Genomic DNA, 18,754 nt, shown 5'->3' with positions numbered 1-18,754 from the left:
TTATTTATCTTTTGCCCTGCCACATCATCAATCCTTCAATCACTGCTACCAGTTGCTCCGCCGGCATGTTAGGAACTAAATACGCATGCGGCCCCATTGGATCATCCCGCCATTTATTGCTTCCGCCTTCCACAATGATCTTGCCGCGCTTTAAACTGAAATAAGGCTGCACGCCCCGCGCAGCAACGAGCACAGCAGTTTGGTCCCAGCTCATTCTGCCGCCTGCGTCTTCCTTGCTCAGCGGCATTGCCATTGCAAATACTTCCTTAACCGGGCTCTTCAATCCTTCGTTAGCAACCAGTTTCAATCCTGTTTTGATATCCCTCCCTATTTCGAAACCGCTGAATAATATCTCCGTGGGCCACTCGGCAAATACCTCCGCTGAGGCAACCGAGTCTGCATAAACATTGTATTCGCGTCCCTCCGGAAATGCACCTGCCATGGATACAAGTTGTTTGACCTTCTTTCGGATCAATGCAGGTCCGGACAAGGGAGAAATTTTGTCTGGCTGTGATTTCAGCAAATCGGCCAGATTGGTCAGAAAACCAATGGTAACGATCGTTACACTACCATCCGGCTCTTTGGCCAGGGCCTGGCGGTAGGTTTGTACTGCATCCGGCGCATCAGAGGTTTTAGCAATGTGTGGAGGGTATTTGCTGACCAGCATTTCGGGCCATTTCTGAGAAGCCCCAAAGCTTACGCCCCTGCCTTTGGGTGCGCCAACTGGTAGCTCCGGGCGACCAAAGTAAGTGTTCAAAATATCGATTACCGGAACAACAAGCTCATTTTTATTAGAGGAAACCACAGCCAGCGGGCGGATTTCACCCTTATCCGCAAGCGCGTGAAAAACCGCCATTGCACCCACATCGTCGTAGTCAGGACCGATGTCGGTATCCAGAATAACAGCCCTGCCGGATGCACCTCTGTTTTGCGCTTGAAGATTGGATAATGTGAGAAAAAACAGGATAACAGATAAAAACTTGTTCATAGTACTCGGAATATAACTTTCAGTTGTAACACCAAATCTATATTCGTTTGATCCCGGAGCTTTGCTGCATTTGCCGGATAGTTAAAATAAATTCGAATGTTAACAGCCTGGAATCACTCTTTCAAAAGCTTAAATACCTGCTTGTCTTTCCCATTAGCTACTTCAAGCAGGTAAATTCCCCGCGGGAAAGCCGTAGTTGACAAATCGATCATCTCCTTTTGAGGAAAACCATTAGCCTCTGTACTTGCCTTCCTGAACAGCCGCCCGGTCAGGTCATACAAATTGAATGTAACCTCCTTGCCGGGATCTGCCTGGTACATGACCTGGAATACGCCCGATGAAGGATTTGGATAGATACCCCACTCTATTTTCTCGTCAAATACCACCGGTCGCACGCTGGAATATTTAAATGAGCTGTCGCTATCGATCATTTTTAATCGATAGTACCGTACGCCGGTTTTTATTATAGTCTGATCATTGAAAGAATACCTGGTGCCGCCTGCCCCATTTCCGCGCCCGGTTATTTCGCCAATCCTGGCAAACATTCCCTTTCTGTAAGCCTCATTGCCGGGAGCAACTTCAATTTCAAAACGGTCAAAATCTTCCTCGGAGGCAGTCTCCCATTCCACAACCACATCATTACTCCGCTCCACCCCACCCTTTTTCCTGGCATTAAAGCTGATCAGATCCACCGGCAATGAAGATGAGCTGCCGATAAAACCTTTCGCAAGCCAGAACTCAGAGAAGTTCTTTACCTTAAATTCTGCATAATAACCCTTATCAAAAGGCACAATCCGGACTTCCGCACCGTCATGAAAAGTCCAGCCACCATCTGAGTTATTGGCCAGGGTTCCATCTTCTTTGGCGGTGTCTGCATTCCTGTACTTCGAGAGCACAAGTTGATATGCATGTTCAGGCTTGTCGCAGGACTCACACCCGCTCGCCGCAATCAGGGTTTTAACTTCGTCATCGGAAAAATATATCCTTACCCCGACTGAATCCTGCAACGTTCCATTGGCCGGTTTGATGCTAAGATTGCGGTCGAGATAGTAGTTCAAATTGGCACTTCGCACTGCGCCGGCACTCAGATAACTTTGCACCTGCGTGTTCCCCAGGTTCTGGCCGTTCGGGTAAACCGACGCTATCAGCTTCCCATTTTGTGTGAAGTGGACCCAAGCATTCCCGCCTGCTACATTCTGTTCTGTGGCAGAGGCCATTGTACCTTCATCGTAGATACCATTCGGTTTATCATAAATGTGGATATCATCCAAAGCAATCCCCTCGCGGCTTGTAAATCCGTCGGATATCATCACAAAACGAATTTTCAGATCTGTAAAGCCGGTGGGCAATGCAATGCTGGCAGCACGCCAGCGCAGGTCGCTTTCTTTGCTCCATGCACCTTTTCCTGAATACGTCCGGTCGTACCAATTGGTACCCTGCCCCGCAGCGCCCAGCCGCGTCCACGCACCTCCGTTTCCTGAATATTCGAGATAAACAATGTCACAGGGTGTCGGGTCACAGTATTCAAGATCCAGTGCCACGCTGAAACTCAATGTGGGCGCTGCCATTCCATCCACTTTGAAACAGGGTGAATAGAGGTACGATTCCTCTTTGTCATTGTGCCAGCCAGTCAGGTTGGTTTTCCAGATTTTACTCCCGCTTGCTGCGGTATTAACCAACGGCGAAAGCGGCGTACCATGCTGCCATGAGCTGTTTATCCCTTTTGCAAACCAGTATCCGCTGTTGCTTTCAAAGGTTTCCAAATATGGAAACGCAGTGATAACCGGTGCATTGAAGAGCGACAACAGCAGCGTATCGTTATCACGGAAACTGTCAGTCGCCAGCGCCGACCACACCTTTACGGTTTGTGAACCGAGCGCAGACAAATTGGCTTTCGCTTGAAAGGTGTAGTCCACCGTCGTTCTTTTCGCCAGGGACGGAATGGTTTCAGAAACAATGGTACCATCACTCAATTGATAAGAAACAGGTACATCAATCAGCGCCTGGGACGAGCTGTTGCGGATTTTAACAGTAACAGACTCCTGCGCACCCAGGCCGCAGCTTTCAGCCGCCGGACTTGCAAGCCCTAACACCTGAATATCGTCTGCCACAGCATATAGCTCAATGTCATCGAAGGAATATCCTGCTCCGCTCACTTCGTCTGCTGCAATCATGCGGCCCCATTGCCCCCACCTTACCTGGAAACTGGAAGAGAAGTTTTTCCCATTGGCAGCCAGTAACTTGCTTACTTCTATGCCTGGCGAAGTCTTATATCCTTCCAGCGCCGGGTTCTGATTGGCGTACAGATCATAAGCTTCGATCCACGGATCGGTATCTTTTCCTCTTATCCACACTTTATTGTTGGCGTGCGTCTTTTGCCCGTGGTTTTTGTAGCTGAAAGTGAGCCGCACGTCAGCGGTTTCAATGTCGTAGTCTGATAAGTTAAATGTACCTTCAAGATAGTTGGTGTTCCCGCCGGAGAAATACCGGTTTGCGTCCAGTGTTAAAGCGCGCTGGCCTGAATTGGCCAAACCTGAATTAACAAAAGTCCTGACGCGGCCCGCATCCGTTGAAGAAAAGGAGAAATCGTACCGCCCATCCCCTTTCAAGCCGATCTGATTTGCAACGACCGTTTGAACAGGCAGGCTTTCCATATCATCCACAAAAGGCAGGGTAAGCGGGTAATTGGGCAGCTGTCTGAAAATTTTGGTCAATGTATCGTTTCCAATCACCGGATCAGATGCTGCGTGAATGTACACTTTAAGCGTATAATCGCCCGGACTCGCCAGGTTGGCACCAGCTGAAAAGGTGTGATCGTACGTCTTTCCCTTTTCAATAAATGGCGTGATCGTTTCAAGAGGAACAGCAACGCCATTCAGCATATAACCCACTTCAAATGGTGCATTAGAGTCCACATCATCCAGGTTTTTGATCCTTACTTTAACAAAAACCGAGCTGCTCAACTCTGTGGAAGTGTTCTGCCTGCCCGAGCTTGCCGGAGTCAGGATAGATTCAATCTTAAGGTCTTTATCGGAAATTGTACCTGCGCAGGTACCTGAATCCGGGCGGCGGCTGATCGCCACCGCAGCCCGCCCCGGCTGGCCATTTAGTCGCGCACGCACGCTCAGTACGTGTGTCGAATCCTTCGAAAGTCCGGCCAGTACAAATTTGTTTGAGTTCGTCACGCCGGTTGAAACCATCTCTGATCCTTTCAGGATCATTACTTCATAGTCGGTAGCACCCGTTATCGCAGTCCATTCCAGTGAGATATACCCCTCGCATTGCAGACTCGAAAGAGTAAGTGTCGGTACCCCGAGGATAGTAAAAGGCTCACTGATACTTTCGGCGCCAGTGCTGTTCTGCACTACCCGTATCCTTGCTTTATCGCTTTTCACGCCCGCAGGGATTGTCCAGGAAAACTGCCTTACAGAAGCCGCTAAATTGTTGCCAATCGGTGTCCACGATGATCCATCGTTAAGGCTGTAACTTACTGTAAACGTACTCGCATTGTTCCCGAACGCATCCCAGTGAATGTAAAACGCGTCTCCGTCTTTCAGGCGCTCTCCGCCAACAGGGTTTGTCAGCGTAATCGAATTGGGTATCATGTCATAAACGACCACATACTCCTGCAAAGGATTTTGCGCCACTGATGTTCCATTCACCGTAATGGTATAGCTGCCTTCCGTGGGATTGTTGATGGTAACCTGCTCCATATTGTTGGTATGGTCGGTGCCGGTAACCGCAATGGCGTTCACCTTTGCGGGAGTTGGATCCAGCAGCCTTGGGAGCGTGGCAGTACCTTCTTTTACTACTTTTAAATCAAGGTCATTAATAAGGTTCTGCGCAGAAAGTACATTGGCGGCAGGATCGTTCCAGTAAAGCATCACTTTGAGCTGCGCCGTGTTGGCAGGTACCTGGATAGTGAAATCCTTCACCGCATTGTGCTCCAGAGAATCGTTCCGGTAACTTTCTGATTCGAGCATTTTCAGGGAGCGCAACAGGTTGAGCCAGCCGAAACCATATCTGTAATCCGGACCTTCATTCCCTTTGTCGACAGCTCCATTACAAACCAATGCTTTCAAAAGTGCATTCTTCGGATTCTGATCGCCGTGTAGCTGACGATAGCGCTCAGTCAATAGTACCAGACCACCTGCAACAGCCGGCGACGACATACTGGTGCCGCTTCCATTCCCGTATAAGTTCACCGGGATCGTGGACATTACAGATGCACCCTGCGCCATGATTTCAGGCTTGATACGACCGTCGCGTACAGGTCCGCGGCTAGAACCATTGGAAATAACACTGGTTTCAGAAGTATTACCTACGCTGATCACATTCTTGGCAGTTTGGTAACCGCCCAGAACATTGGCAAAACCTGCGGGATACGGGCTGCAGCTAGTGGCACCATTATTCCCTGCCGCGAATACGTGCTGCAAATACGGCATTTGAAATGCCTGACGGTCGAGGATATATGAATAGAGATCGTAAACCCCGAATGTTTCACAATTATTAATATCTCCACCATAAGAGTTGTTCGTCACAACCATTCCATAATCCTTCACGTACTGAGGAGAATAAGCCAGAATGTTCGACAGATACTGGACTACAATGGTCGATTTGGGCGCATAACCCGTATACCGCTCATTGACAATACCAGCTCCGCCGAGAATCCCCATTGTATGAACCCCGTGAACACCTGCCTCAGCCGGGTTACGGCTGATAAGCCGACTGTTAAAATCGAGGTGTTGTGACGGATTCGCATCGTCGCCAATACCCACTACTACCCCTTTTCCACTCATATTGCGCCCGATAGGCAGACTGGAACGCAGCACGTTTGCACGGGAATTGGTGATTGATTTATCATTAAAAGACTTGTCGGGCTGTGGCCGCGCCTGTACGTACTGTACAAAAGGAAGAGCCGCCAGCTCCTTCAACCTGCCGGCAGGAACACGCAGTTCGAGAATCTGGTAAGCTGCAAACTGCTCTGAAACAAGCGTTGCGTCAACTGTTTTCAGACCATCCTTTACCTCTTCCGCGGAGAATGTGCGGGGATAATTGATCCATACATCCACTGTACCCGGCTCCCTGACAGCATATGCGGGAAACCGCCCGTTTGCCAGTGCAGCCTGCATTTTTTGTTCCGGCAAAAGCTCAATAATGGCCCGGCCTTTCGTCCGCGCCAATGCACGCTGACTGTTGCTGCCGGTCACCGTTGCGGTATAAGCATAATTCGGAATGTACTCCAGCAGCTCGATCCCCTCTGCCCGGAGCTGATTGCGCTCCTGTGCGGTTGGAATGTCTTCAAACTGAATAATTACAAAAGATTTTTGCCCACCTTCCCCGGACAGGCGAAGCGAGGCACTTTTTTCACTGACGTTCTTTTCGGGTGTAAATGATCCACTTCTGAGCTGAATGGTATAGTCCCGCTTTTGCTGAGAAAAAACAGGTACCGAGATAAAACTGATTAAAACAATTTGGAGGTAGAGCTTACGCCATTTCATACATTTAGATACTAATAAGATTAGGTAATTCTACTCATTAAATAGCATTTTACAAATTAATTCGGCTTGGCTTTTATACTAGTTGAGTAGAACATTCCTGATGGTTGTTGCACGCTCAACTGAGCTTTCCCTTTAGACGTCAGAAGGTGCCGGAGGTAACAAGAAATTTTGCAAATAGCTGGGTACTGGTTTAACTTCGCGATTTCACAGCTGGCCTTTAGCAGTACCTATGGATTTATACGGACTAATCGGTTACCCACTTACACATTCATTTTCCAAGCGCTATTTCACAGACAAATTCGTTAGGGAGAAGATCAAGGAGAGCAGTTACGAGCTTTTCGAAATGAAATCTCTGGAAGAATTACCTGCTTTGTTGAAGAGAAAAACGGATTTGCGTGGACTTAATGTGACCATTCCGTACAAAAAGGACGTGATTGCTTACGTTGATGACCTTGATGATACATCGGCGGAGCGCATTGGTGCTGTGAATACAATCAAGATTTATGCAGACGGAAGTACAAAGGGTTTTAATACAGACTACTATGGCTTTCGTCAGTCGCTTGTAGAGTGGCTTGACCGGCGCGGGGAAAACTGCAGTAACTTCAAAGCACTTGTGCTGGGAAATGGCGGTGCGGCCAAAGCAGTTATGGTGGCTTTACAAGATCTGCACGTTGAATTTCAGCTTGTTTCAAGACAGAAAGACAATGACACCATTCTTTACCAGGAACTGACAGAAGAAATCCTGAGTACGCATTTGCTGATTATCAACACGACGCCGCTGGGTACTTTCCCAAATACAGAAGAATGCCCGGACCTTCCATATCAATGGATTACGAAGAAGCATTTCATGTATGATCTTGTATACAATCCAGCTGAAACATTGTTCCTGAAAAAAGGAATGGAAAAGGGCGCGGTAACCCAGAATGGATTGAAAATGCTGCAGTTACAAGCTGAAAAATCCTGGGAGATCTGGACGACTGAGGAAAACCTCTGGAGCGTTTAGCGGTTCAGGTAAAAGCTCCACAGATCGGATTCCACCTTTTCGCTTTTTATCAAAACACCCTTTGCCAGCGGAGCAGCCACTCCCTCGCCTATTTCAATCGCCCCCTGGCACCTTCTTATCTCGTCCCAGAAGCCGGATTGCAGAAATGCATTGATCACGGTCGTGCCGCCTTCTACAAAAACGGAATGGACCTTTCTTTTAAATAAGCCTTGCAGCAGCTGGCCGATTTGCTCCTGCTCAGCGTCAACTTTGAGGTAACCAACCTGGTGAATGTCTGAATATCTTTCGGGATCGGCAGGGACAACGGTTTCTTCCAAAAAGTTGACCACAATCGTAGTTTGGGTACCGTCAAACAAATGGTGTGTCTCCGGCAGCTGTAAATAGCGGTCCAGCACTATCCTGACGGGATTTCTGCCTTCCCAATGCCTGACATTCAGCTTCGGATTATCGGCCAGTGCGGTTTTGAAACCAACCAGGATTGCGTCTTCTTCCGACCGCCATTTGTGAACACGCATATTGGACAATGCACCACTGATCGGAACAGGCTGCCCGCCTTTTTTACCAATAAAACCATCTGCTGTTTCCGCCCATTTAAGGATCACGTAGGGCCTCTGCTGCTTCATAGCGGTGAAAAAGCGGCGGTTCAGCTGCAATCCTTCTTCTTCCAGTATACCTGTTTCAACCTCAATGCCTGCTGCAAGCAACTTGGCTATCCCTCTTCCGGAAACCAGTGGATTGGGATCGAGATTGCAAACCACAACATTTCTCAGTTTTCTGGCGATCAGCAGATCTGCGCAGGGTGGCGTTTTGCCCGTGTGGGAGCAGGGTTCCAGGGTTACATAAGCTGTTGATTCAGCCAGTAAATCCGCATTTCCCTTCCTATCTGCGTCTTCAATGGCGCGCACTTCGGCGTGCGGACCGCCGTACTGCCGGTGCCAGCCTTCGCCGATAATCAGGTTATCATGTACAATCACACAGCCTACCATCGGGTTAGGACTTACATTCCCCCGTCCGTATTCTGCGAGCTGCAATGCCCGCTGCATCCATTTGATATCCGTATTCATCAGGCAAAAATACAAAGGTGAGTGTAAACACAGTTTTCGCGAGTTCCTATTATTTGCTAACTTTCCGACATTGCTATTAAAACCATCTGAAATGACTTCGGCACGCCAGCTATATCTATATATCGTAAAAAAGATCACAGTATATCCTGAAAAAGAAGCCCAGGCAATCACATTCATGCTGCTTGAGCATTATATGCGCCTTCGCAACATTGATGTACTGGTGGATCGTCCGATTCCGCAAAATGCCGCACAGCCGGACTGGGAGGATATCATTACCCGTTTGAACAATAATGAGCCTGTGCAGCATATCATCGGGTCTACCGAGTTCTGCGGCCTGGAATTTCGTGTTTCCTCGTCCGTGCTGATCCCCCGGCCGGAGACTGAAGAGCTGGTAAGAATGGTAACGCGCGACTACGCGGAGCCAGATAAAGACATTTCTATCCTGGATATCGGCACGGGCAGCGGCTGTATCGCCATTGTGCTCGCGCGCTTCCTGCCGCACGTATCCGTTCACGCCTGGGATGTTTCTGACGAGGCGCTTGAAGTGGCAAAGGAAAATGCACGGCAGCTGATTGCGGATGTAAAATTTGCCAAGCAGGATATGCTCAACATGACACTTCCATTGTCAGGAGATATCCCTCAGTTTGATTGCATTGTAAGTAACCCACCCTACGTGACCTACTCCGAGCAGGAGCACATGCGGCCGAATGTACTTCGCTTTGAACCCCACGAAGCATTGTTTGTAGAGGACAGCGATCCCTTGCTGTTTTACAAGGCAATTGCCGATTTTGGAACACATTACCTGAAACCAGCCGGAAAATGCTACGTAGAAATCAATGAGCATTTCGGGACGGAAACAAAAGAGGTATTTGAAGAAAGAAACTACCGGAACGTTGAAATCCTGCGCGATATCAATGGAAAAGACCGGTTTGTACGTGCGATCTGGGGTTAAGCCTGCCGTAAAAGACTCTGATAGATGTATATAGAAAAAATTAAGGAAGTACTTGACGAGATGGGAAAGGTAGTGGTTGGGCAGGATAAGCTGCTGAACCGGCTGCTGATCGGGCTCTTCACGGGAGGACATATTTTGCTGGAAGGCGTTCCGGGTCTTGCCAAAACATTGACCATCAATGTTATGGCGAAAGTACTTCACCTTGAATTCAAGCGGATCCAGTTTACACCGGACCTGCTTCCCGCCGACTTGATCGGTACAATGATTTACAAACCCAAAATTGGTGACTACGAGGTAAAAAAAGGACCTATCTTCTCCAACCTGATCCTCGCCGATGAAGTAAACCGGTCCCCGGCCAAAGTGCAGTCGGCATTGCTCGAAGCAATGCAGGAAAAGCAGGTGACGATCGGAGATGAAACTTACCTGCTTGACCGCCCGTTCGTCGTGCTTGCTACGCAAAACCCCGTTGAACAGGAAGGAACCTACCCGTTGCCCGAAGCCCAGATCGACCGGTTTATGATGAAGGTCTACGTCGATTACCTGGATAAAGCCAAAGAGCTGGAAGTAATGCGGCGGATGTCGGATATCAACTATGACTACCAGATCCGGCCGATCCTGAATAAAGAGGATATCTTCGCAATCCGTGACAATGTGAATAAGGTGAACATTTCCGACACGCTGGAACGGTACATTATCGAGCTGGTGTTTGCAACGCGCCGCCCGCTGGACTACGGCCTGCGGGATGAAGCCAGGTATATTCAGTTCGGAGTGTCGCCCAGAGCTACGATTTACCTCAACCGCGCAGCCAAGGCGCTGGCCTATCTGGAAGGGCGGGACTATGTTTTGCCGGAAGATATCAAGGAACTTGCTCCCGATATTATGAACCACCGGATATTGCTCAACTACGAAGCTGAGGCCGATGGTGTGAAGACCATGACCATCATTGATTCCATTCTAAGGAAAGTAGCGATCGGCTGATCAAGGTACGGGATCGTGGCCGTGGCCGCCCCAGGGGTGACACCTGGAAAGGCGTTTCAGACCCAGCCAGCCGCCTTTTATAGCGCCGTGTTTCTGCACAGCCTCAATCATATACTGCGAGCAGGTGGGCGTATACCGGCACGAATTCGGGAGATATGGGGACAGTACTCCCTGGTAAATCCGGACCAATCCTATGAGTAAAAATTTCATTTATCTTCTTGTCTCAAAATAGTATCTTTGACAAATAACACCCTTTAGCATGATTTCGTACATTCTTTGGGATGCAAGTCCCGAAATATTTACCATACCCGAAATCTTCGGGCTCGGCCCCTTCCCTGTTCGCTGGTACGGATTGCTTTTCGCGCTTGGTTTCCTGATAGGCCAGCAAATTGTCATTTACATTTTCAAAAAAGAAGGACGGTCGCTCGAAGATATCGATTCGCTCACGCTGATCATGGTGCTGTCGATTGTGATAGGCGCGCGTGTCGGGCATTTCCTCTTTTATGAACCGGAAACACTTTTCAGAAATCCGCTCGAAGTCATTATACCTCCTTACTCCGGGCTGGCAAGCCACGGTGCGGCTATTGGTGTGATTATCGGATTGTGGTTGTATGCACGATCCCGCAAAGGAACCGGGCAAACCTTCTTTTATGTCATAGACCGCATTATTATCACCGTCGCGCTTGGTGGTGCATTCATTCGCTTTGGTAACCTGATGAACTCCGAGATCGTTGGCAAGCCGACCGATCTTCCATGGGGTTTTGTTTTTTTACATAACACCGAATTCCGCCAGATACCACGCCATCCGGCTCAGTTATACGAATCCATTTCCTGCTTCATACTTGTGTTTGTGCTTTGCTGGATCTGGAACAAATACAAAGCTGCCACGCCGAGAGGTTTGATGGTAGGCGTGTTCCTGGTGTGGGTATTCACGCTGCGTTTCCTGTATGAGTTTTTGAAAGAAAACCAGGAAGCCTTCGAGAACAATTATGCACTGAATATGGGCCAGATACTGAGTATTCCTGCGGTGTTGCTGGGTATTTATTTCATTGTCCAGTCACGCAAGAACCCTCTTCAACAGGCAGAAGGCAGTCAGCATATTCCGGTAAGGCACAACCGATAAGGCGGAATGAAAACTCAACCGATCTTCGCGCTGCTTCTTTCTGCTTCCCTGATTTTGGGTGGATGTAACGGAAAAGACAATGCTGCAGATGAAGCCGACAGTACTGAAACCGCTTCGGGCGCATTACAGGCGCTCACTGACAAAGCGAAAGCAATGGGAAACGGCGAAACGGTGGATCCTGTTGATTTCAGAAAGCTCAAAGATTTACTTCCAGGCAAACTGATCGGGCTCAAACGCGTCGAATCCAGTGGTGAAAAGTCAGGTGCAATGGGCTTTACCGTATCTACTGCGCAGGCCACTTACAAGAACGGCGATACAAACCTTGAAATAGAAATTGTGGATACCGGCGGCATTGCCGGCGTATCTACCATGGCGCTTGCAACCTGGTCTATGGCAGATATTGACAAAGAAACAGCCACCGGCTACGAAAAAACAACCACGCTCGAAGGTTACAAGGCATTTGAAAAGTACGATACCCAAAGTAAATCGGGAGAAATCAACATCCTTGTTGCCGATCGCTACGTAGTAAACGTCGAGGGAAACAACTTAACGATCGACCAACTTAAAGAGGCTTTAAGCTCAATCGGACTTGCTGAACTGGGTGAGTTGAAATAACATACTCTTAACAAAACAAAAAACCAGAAACCTGCACAGTTTCTGGTTTTTTGTTGGATTTAGGAATGTAGTATGGTTTAAACCGTCGCAAAATCAACCTTATCGCGCAAAATCTGCTTCGCTTTAACCAGTTGATTCTTAACAGTATTTTTTGATATCCTGAGAAATTCGGCGATCTCCTGATAGGATTTCCCTTCTTCAATGTTGAGTTTCAGTATCTGCTTTCTTTTCACAGAAAGTGAGTCAACAGCCGCCTGTACGAGGTTCAGCCTTCTTTCGTTTTCCTCTTTTTCTTCTTCACCTGCTGCCCTGATCGCCTCCATATAATTCCTGCGCAGCTGCTCGCTTTTCTCCACTTTTTTGAAATGGTCAAAAGCCATATTGCGCAGACAGGTAAAGAGGTAGGAGTTGAAATTATAGTCAGGCTTGATGTGCGCGCGCTTGACCCAAATCTTGATAAATACATCCTGAACCATGTTTTCAGCTTCCTCTTCATCTTTGAGCAAAGAGGCTGTAAATCTCAGCGCGGGAGATTTGAAATGGTTGTACAATTCGGCAAAAGCAGCTTCATCGCCTTCTGTTACTTTGCGCAGGGTGTTTTCGTCAGGGTAGGCCACGGTAGTTCAGGGTTATTGTATATAGAAAAAGGGTAAATCCGAATATTCAATCTTTACAAAATCATAATTATTCAATTGATAAGCCTATTTAGCTTACACGGGTCTTTTTAATTGTATCAATACTGTTTTGTAAAATTTTGTTGGTCGAAATGCGTACTGTTCAGCCGATTGTTTTGCCGCTATAAAGCTCAGTAACGTTTTCTTTTGAGTGGTGTTCTGTAAATGTTTGATAAAACTACATCACTGTATTGAATTGCAAATCGCAAACTGCGTAAAAATATCTTCATTTTGCGCAAAGCCATTTTATTTAACAGTTTGATTATAAATACATAGTACTGGGTTTACATTTTTCCCGATTTTCCTTTTCCCGGGCATGTATGCGACTATTTAGACGCACATTCCGCGATTTGGTCACAAGATTTTTTAACAATTATTTAAAGGCCCGGACAAATGAGCACAACCCGGGATAGCCCGCGATCAATTATGAAGAGTATAATAGCCGACAACAGAAACCGATTTCAAACCGCATCAGCTTACACCGCATGAACGAGAATCGCATTGCAACCATCCTTGACAAAATAAAAGGAGTGAAAATCGCTGTTTACGGCGACTTCTGCCTGGATTCGTATTGGGTTATGGATAAAGCCGGCTCGGAAATTTCCATTGAAACCGGATTATGGACCGAGGCAGTTGCAACGCATTATTATACACCCGGCGGAGCGGGCAATGTAGTGGCCAATCTTTCCGCTTTGAACCCGGCCGAAATCCGGGTAATTGGCGCAGTTGGGCACGATATGCAGGGAAGAGAGCTAACTGCCCAGTTGCAGCAGCTTGGCGCAGATACCGGCTCGCTGTTTGTCCAGGAGGAAAAATTCACGACCTACTGCTACCTGAAACGCATTGTCGAGGGAAAAGAGCAGCCGCGGATTGACTTCGGGGTATTCAACCAAAGAAGTGCGGAGACAGATCAGAAGATCCTTGCGGCGCTTGAAACTGCATTACAGGAGTGCGATGCATTGATTTTCAACCAGCAGGTAACCGGCAGCATTAACAATGAAGCCTTTATAACTGCTGCAAACGCGCTTTTTGCAAAATATAATAACAAGATTGTGATGCTCGATTCGCGGCATTTCAATGACCGGTTTTCAAATACCTACCTGAAAGCCAACGACCGTGAAATTGCTTCACTCGCAGGTTTGCAGCCAGGACCAGACGAACACATCCCCGTCAGTGACGTGCTTAAATACGGAACACAAATATTTGAACGTTCCCAAAAGCCTGTTTTTGTGACCTGCGGCGAGCGGGGGATTATTGCATTTGACCAAAATGGTTATCACGAAGTACTCGGGTTGCAACTCAAAAACAAGCTGGATACTGTTGGTGCAGGCGACACGGCGATCAGTGCGATTACACTTTGCGTAGCCGCAGGTATCGCTCCCGAAGAAGCTGCGCATTTCGGGAACTTCGCGGCTGCAGTGACTGTGCAGAAGCTGTTCACAACAGGAACTGCGAGTCCGCAAGAAATCCTGCTGATCAGCAAAGATCCCGATTACATATACAATGCAGACCTGGCAGAAAACGGGCGCATTGCTGCTTACGTGCCTGAAACCGACTTTGAGCTGTGCGTTCCCGGTGTGCTGGAAAAAATGGGACACATACGTTATGCAGTGTTTGATCATGACGGCACGATCAGCTCGCTGCGGCAGGGTTGGGAAGAGATTATGGAGCCGGTAATGATGAAAGCGATCCTCGGAGATCATTTCGATACCATTGATGCGGGTACTTTCCAGAAAGTTACCGGCGAGGTCAAACAGTTTATCCATAAAACCACAGGTATCCAAACCATTTACCAAATGGAAGGTTTGGTCAAGCTGGTGCGCGAGTTCGGTTATGTTCCGGAGAATGAGATCCTCGATAAGTTTCAGTATAAGGAACTTTACAATAATGGATTGATGGAAATGGTGAGCAAGCGAATGGACAAGCTTGTGAAAGGTGAGCTCGGTACTGACGACTATACAATGAAAGGTGCGGTTGCATTCCTGCAGGAGCTTAAAGCGCGAAGAGTAACACTATATCTCGCCAGCGGAACCGATGCAGAGGATGTAAAACATGAAGCCGAGATGCTGGGCTATGCGCATTTATTTGATGGCGGCATTTACGGCGCATTGAGGGATTACACCAAGTTTTCCAAAAAGATGATCATTGAAAAAATCATCCAGAAGAATGGATTGCGGGGCAATGAACTGGCCGTTTTTGGCGACGGTCCCGACGAGATCAGGGAGGGCCGGCGAGCAGGAGGAATTGCGGTAGGCATCACCAGTAATGAATTACAACGTTTTGGACACAATCCGGGAAAGCGTCCCAGACTGGTCAAAGCGGGCGCACAGTTGCTGATACCGGATTTTTCTCAATACAAAAAACTGATCGGGCTGCTGTTCCAGGAAAGTGTCAACTACGTCGAGGCATGAACCTGAGCGTTTTCAAAGCCTGTCTGGCGCCATTCATTTTCCTGGTTCTACAATGCTGTTTCTCGTGTAAAAAGCAGGCTGATCCGGTACAGGCAAATGCAATGTATCAAGACCGGCCTTTCTGGCAGGAGCGTCACGAGGCTTTCGTGATCGGAGCAAATCCATCTGCCAATGAAGTAAGGCGCATTTTTGTAGATCGGAATTCGAATATCTGGGCTGCGACTGGTGACGGGATTTACTTAAAACCAAATGGGATACCTGAATGGTCAAAGGTAATATCCGGTGAAAACGACGGACCGGCTTACGCAATTGCAGAAGATAGCGCGTCCACTATCTGGCTTGGAACCTGGAATGGGCTTTACAGATATGAAGACGGGGTAGCTTCGAAAGTCGAGGGACCGAAAGGACCCATTTCCGCGATCTGTACCACAACTCATGGTATATATGTACTCGGGCCAAATGGTTTTTGGATAAATAAGGGAACCGGGTTTGTAAGTGAGAAAAGCAGGCTTGCCAGATCTGTCAGGGATGTGATCTCAGATAGAGAAAACGGGCTCTGGATTGCCACTGATGTGGGTTTATACCATTGGAATAAAAAAGAGCTTCTACATTTTTATCAAACCACTGACCTCATCAGCGGCTATGCGAAAGGTTTGGCTTTTGATAAAGACAAAAAACTCTGGGTAGCTGGTCTGGGCGGTGTTACTATCCAGAATGAGAACAAAAAACAGTCGCAGCTGACCGTTGAAGACGGACTTCCCTCAACTTATGTAACTACTGTGCGACTCGCTCCCGACAGCTCCATGTGGGTTGGTACCCAAAAAGGAGTAGTTCGCTTTCGCCCGAATGGAACCAGATCACTGCTCTTTTCAAGAAGGTGGCTGATGGACGATCAGGTCAATGATATTGCTTTTGACAAAAATGGAAATGCCTGGATCGCCACACCAAAAGGAGTAAGTGCAATCATGAAAACGAAAATGACGCTTGCACAGAAAAGCACGTTTTTCAGCGATGTACTTGCAAAAAGACACATCCGCGCACCCTGGATCGCGGGACAGGCACATTTGAAAATACCTGGCGACACAACTTCGTGGGAGCCGGAAGACGACGACAACGACGGCGAATACACGGGCAACTACCTGGCAATGGAAAGTTTCAGATATGCCGCCACGAAAGATCCCGAAGCAAAAAACAATGCAAAAAAAGCATTCGGCTTTTTGACACTCCTGCAGGAAGTTACCGGCACCAGCGGCTTCTTCGCCAGAACCATAATCCCTTCTGAATGGAAGCACATGCACGACGAAAACCGCACATTCACTGATCGTGAAAAAGCAGATGAACTCGTGAAAGAGCCGCGCTTCAAGCCTGTCGAAACACGCTGGCATTTGTCAAAAAACGGAAAGTGGCTTTGGAAAGGCGATACCAGCAGCGATGAGATGTGCGGACATATGTTCGGCTACTACTTCTATTACACGCTTGTGGCTGACAATGCAGAGAAAAAACGCATTGCCGCGCACCTAGCTAAGCTGGTTGATTACCTGATGGCGCACAACCTGAACCTGATGGACGTGGACGGAACACATACCCGCTGGTCGGTATGGTCGCCTGACGACCTGAGCCGGAGCCCGGAGTGGCTACCCGACCGAAACCAGAATTCCATGGAGGTACTCGCATTCATCAAGCTAGCCCACTTCATGACCGGTCAGGAGAAATACCAGCGGGAATATGTCCGGCTGATCGAAAAGGAACATTATCTGGAAAATATGGCGCAGATAACAAGCCAAAACCCGGCCTGGTTTATCTATTTTGATGTAGTGCTGCAGGCGTATCTCTACCCGATACTGATTCGGTGCGAAACCGATCCTGAGCGTTTGAAATTTTACAAAACACATTTGGAAGAATGGTTTACCCACCGGAAAGGCGACCACAACCCGCTGATCAATTTTATTTACAACTATACCCTTAATCAAAAAGCCGAGTTACAGAACTCCGTTGATTTCCTGACAGACACGCCGCTGGACCTGATCGACTGGCCGATAGACCATCGAACGAGAGAAGATATCCGCATTGTGCGTACACCCGTGCTTGAAGATGAGCAGGTGAGCACTTTGCAGCCGCCCAGCATCAGAATGACAGTGCGCTGGGACAAAAACCCCTGGACAGCAGCAGGAGGCAACCCGCAGGTAGAGCGCGAACCTGTGTTTTAGCTGCTACCCTACTGGATGGGGAGGTACCTCGGAATGATTTCAAAATAGCCGCATTATGAAAAAACTACTACTGACTCTTAACCTGACCCTATTTCTCTGTATTGCTGTGCTTGCGCAGGAAAGCGCAATTGTGAAGCAAATGCTTGTATTCCCGCACCAGCCGCAACATGTTCACGGCAGCAGTATCGTGAGCTTGCCCAATGGTGATTTCCTTTCGACCTGGTTCCATGGAAGCGGGGAGCGGACTTCCGATGATGTGAAGATCATGGGTGCCAGACTGAGAAAAGGGGAAAACAAATGGAGCGAGCCATTTTTGCTTGCTGATACACCCAACATTCCAGACTGTAACCCTGTATTGTTTCTGAATGCAAAAGGGAAATTGTTCCTGGTCTGGATTGCAGTACAAGCTAACCTTTGGGAGCAATCGATTTTACGTCTTAAAACTTCTGAAAACTACCTCAAACCAGGCGCGCCGGTTTGGGAATGGCAGGATAACATTCTCCTGAAACCAGACGAGAAATTTGCAGAAGAAGTTGAGAAGAAACTGAAAACGCTGCCACACCTTACAGCAGGCTGGGCTGGTTATGCGCCGAAATACGACGATATGATCATCGCAGCCAGCAAAGATGCACCCAAAAGAAGTATCGGCTGGATGACCCGGATCAAACCGCTTTTGCTCGAAAACGGGAAAATTATCCTCCCGCTGTATTCCGACGGCTTTAATTTATCAATGACGGCGATTTCAGAGAATAATGGAGAAACCTGGCGTCCGGGTCTGCCCATTGTTGGTCGCGGCCCCATTCAGCCCGCCATTATCAGGAAAAAGAATGGAGACCTGCTGGCGTTTATGCGCGACAGTGGCGACGAGCCTACCCGGGTGCATGTCAGCGAAAGTGCCGACCACGGTGAAAGCTGGCAGGCAACCCGCAAAACGGACATTCCCAACACAGCAAGCGTAGAACTCATTGTCTTAAAAGACGGCCGCTGGGCTTTTCTGGGAAATGATATTGAAAACGGACGCTATATACTGACGCTCAGAACCTCGGCCGACGAAGGCAAGACCTGGAAGCGCTTTTCCATTGAAAATGATGAGTCAAGAAAAGGAGGGTACTCCTACCCTTCGCTGATCCAGACACCCGACGGACTGATGCACATGACCTACTCGCATCATCCCGAAAAAGGCAAAAAGTCTATTAAATATGTTGTCGTTGACCCGACGCGCTTACCTTAACCTACCT

13 protein-coding genes are annotated in these 18,754 nt (G+C 48.1%); 8 read left to right on the top strand and 5 right to left on the bottom strand.

What is annotated here, in order from left to right; genetic code table 11:
• Positions 1 to 4: 4 nt before the first annotated feature.
• Positions 5 to 988, bottom strand: a complete 984-nt coding sequence (locus AC1XTG_RS05965; RefSeq protein ID WP_056280007.1) for a nucleoside hydrolase — start codon at positions 986 to 988, stop codon at positions 5 to 7.
• 113 nt (positions 989 to 1,101) lie between these two features.
• Positions 1,102 to 6,489, bottom strand: coding sequence for a S8 family serine peptidase (locus AC1XTG_RS05960; RefSeq protein WP_484841358.1), 5,388 nt, complete (start codon positions 6,487 to 6,489; stop codon positions 1,102 to 1,104).
• Between the two features lie 229 nt (positions 6,490 to 6,718).
• Between AC1XTG_RS05960 and AC1XTG_RS05955 the strand changes: the two genes are divergently transcribed.
• Positions 6,719 to 7,492, top strand: a complete 774-nt coding sequence (locus tag AC1XTG_RS05955; RefSeq protein ID WP_484841357.1) for a shikimate dehydrogenase family protein — start codon at positions 6,719 to 6,721, stop codon at positions 7,490 to 7,492.
• Here the strand turns inward: AC1XTG_RS05955 and ribD are convergent.
• Entirely contained in the window at positions 7,489 to 8,556 is a 1,068-nt protein-coding gene (gene ribD / locus AC1XTG_RS05950) for a bifunctional diaminohydroxyphosphoribosylaminopyrimidine deaminase/5-amino-6-(5-phosphoribosylamino)uracil reductase RibD (protein WP_484841356.1), read from the bottom strand. The genes AC1XTG_RS05955 and ribD overlap by 4 nt on opposite strands.
• A gap of 91 nt (positions 8,557 to 8,647) precedes the next feature.
• Between ribD and prmC the strand changes: the two genes are divergently transcribed.
• Positions 8,648 to 9,508: a peptide chain release factor N(5)-glutamine methyltransferase gene (gene prmC / locus AC1XTG_RS05945; RefSeq protein WP_056280000.1), complete on the top strand. Its 861-nt coding sequence runs from the start codon at positions 8,648 to 8,650 to the stop codon at positions 9,506 to 9,508.
• A 24-nt stretch (positions 9,509 to 9,532) separates the two neighbouring features.
• Positions 9,533 to 10,486: an AAA family ATPase gene (locus AC1XTG_RS05940; protein WP_031528773.1), complete on the top strand. Its 954-nt coding sequence runs from the start codon at positions 9,533 to 9,535 to the stop codon at positions 10,484 to 10,486.
• Here the strand turns inward: AC1XTG_RS05940 and yidD are convergent, their stop codons facing one another.
• Positions 10,487 to 10,696, bottom strand: coding sequence for a membrane protein insertion efficiency factor YidD (yidD, locus tag AC1XTG_RS05935; RefSeq protein ID WP_056279999.1), 210 nt, complete (start codon positions 10,694 to 10,696; stop codon positions 10,487 to 10,489). It abuts the gene before it with no gap.
• Between the two features lie 49 nt (positions 10,697 to 10,745).
• Between yidD and lgt the strand changes: the two genes are divergently transcribed.
• Together lgt and AC1XTG_RS05925 are read left to right on the top strand one after the other, a co-directional pair.
• Positions 10,746 to 11,609 (top strand): prolipoprotein diacylglyceryl transferase, encoded by an 864-nt coding sequence (gene lgt, locus AC1XTG_RS05930; protein ID WP_056279998.1) that lies wholly within the window; start codon positions 10,746 to 10,748, stop codon positions 11,607 to 11,609.
• A gap of 6 nt (positions 11,610 to 11,615) precedes the next feature.
• Complete coding sequence (locus tag AC1XTG_RS05925) at positions 11,616 to 12,224, top strand: hypothetical protein (RefSeq protein WP_056279996.1); 609 nt, start codon at positions 11,616 to 11,618, stop codon at positions 12,222 to 12,224.
• A gap of 77 nt (positions 12,225 to 12,301) precedes the next feature.
• On the opposite strand, the gene AC1XTG_RS05920 is transcribed toward AC1XTG_RS05925, so the two are convergent.
• Positions 12,302 to 12,841: an RNA polymerase sigma factor gene (locus AC1XTG_RS05920; RefSeq protein WP_056279994.1), complete on the bottom strand. Its 540-nt coding sequence runs from the start codon at positions 12,839 to 12,841 to the stop codon at positions 12,302 to 12,304.
• Between the two features lie 542 nt (positions 12,842 to 13,383).
• Here AC1XTG_RS05920 and AC1XTG_RS05915 point away from each other — a divergent pair.
• Genes AC1XTG_RS05915 through AC1XTG_RS05905 form a run of 3 tightly spaced genes read left to right on the top strand, consistent with a single transcriptional unit; the run spans position 13,384 to position 18,747 of the window.
• Positions 13,384 to 15,309, top strand: coding sequence for a PfkB family carbohydrate kinase (locus AC1XTG_RS05915; RefSeq protein ID WP_484841355.1), 1,926 nt, complete (start codon positions 13,384 to 13,386; stop codon positions 15,307 to 15,309).
• A complete protein-coding gene (locus AC1XTG_RS05910) occupies positions 15,306 to 17,516 on the top strand; it encodes a ligand-binding sensor domain-containing protein (RefSeq protein ID WP_484841354.1) in 2,211 nt (736 codons plus the stop codon). Before AC1XTG_RS05915 ends, AC1XTG_RS05910 begins: the two co-directional genes overlap by 4 nt.
• A 55-nt stretch (positions 17,517 to 17,571) precedes the next feature.
• A complete protein-coding gene (locus AC1XTG_RS05905) occupies positions 17,572 to 18,747 on the top strand; it encodes a sialidase family protein (RefSeq protein ID WP_484841353.1) in 1,176 nt (391 codons plus the stop codon).
• Positions 18,748 to 18,754 lie beyond the last annotated feature (7 nt).

This window comes from Dyadobacter sp. HNCC25DJ183 (assembly GCF_056895175.1).
Note: the sequence above shows the minus strand (reverse complement) of the source record. Positions and strands in the feature narration are given on the sequence as shown.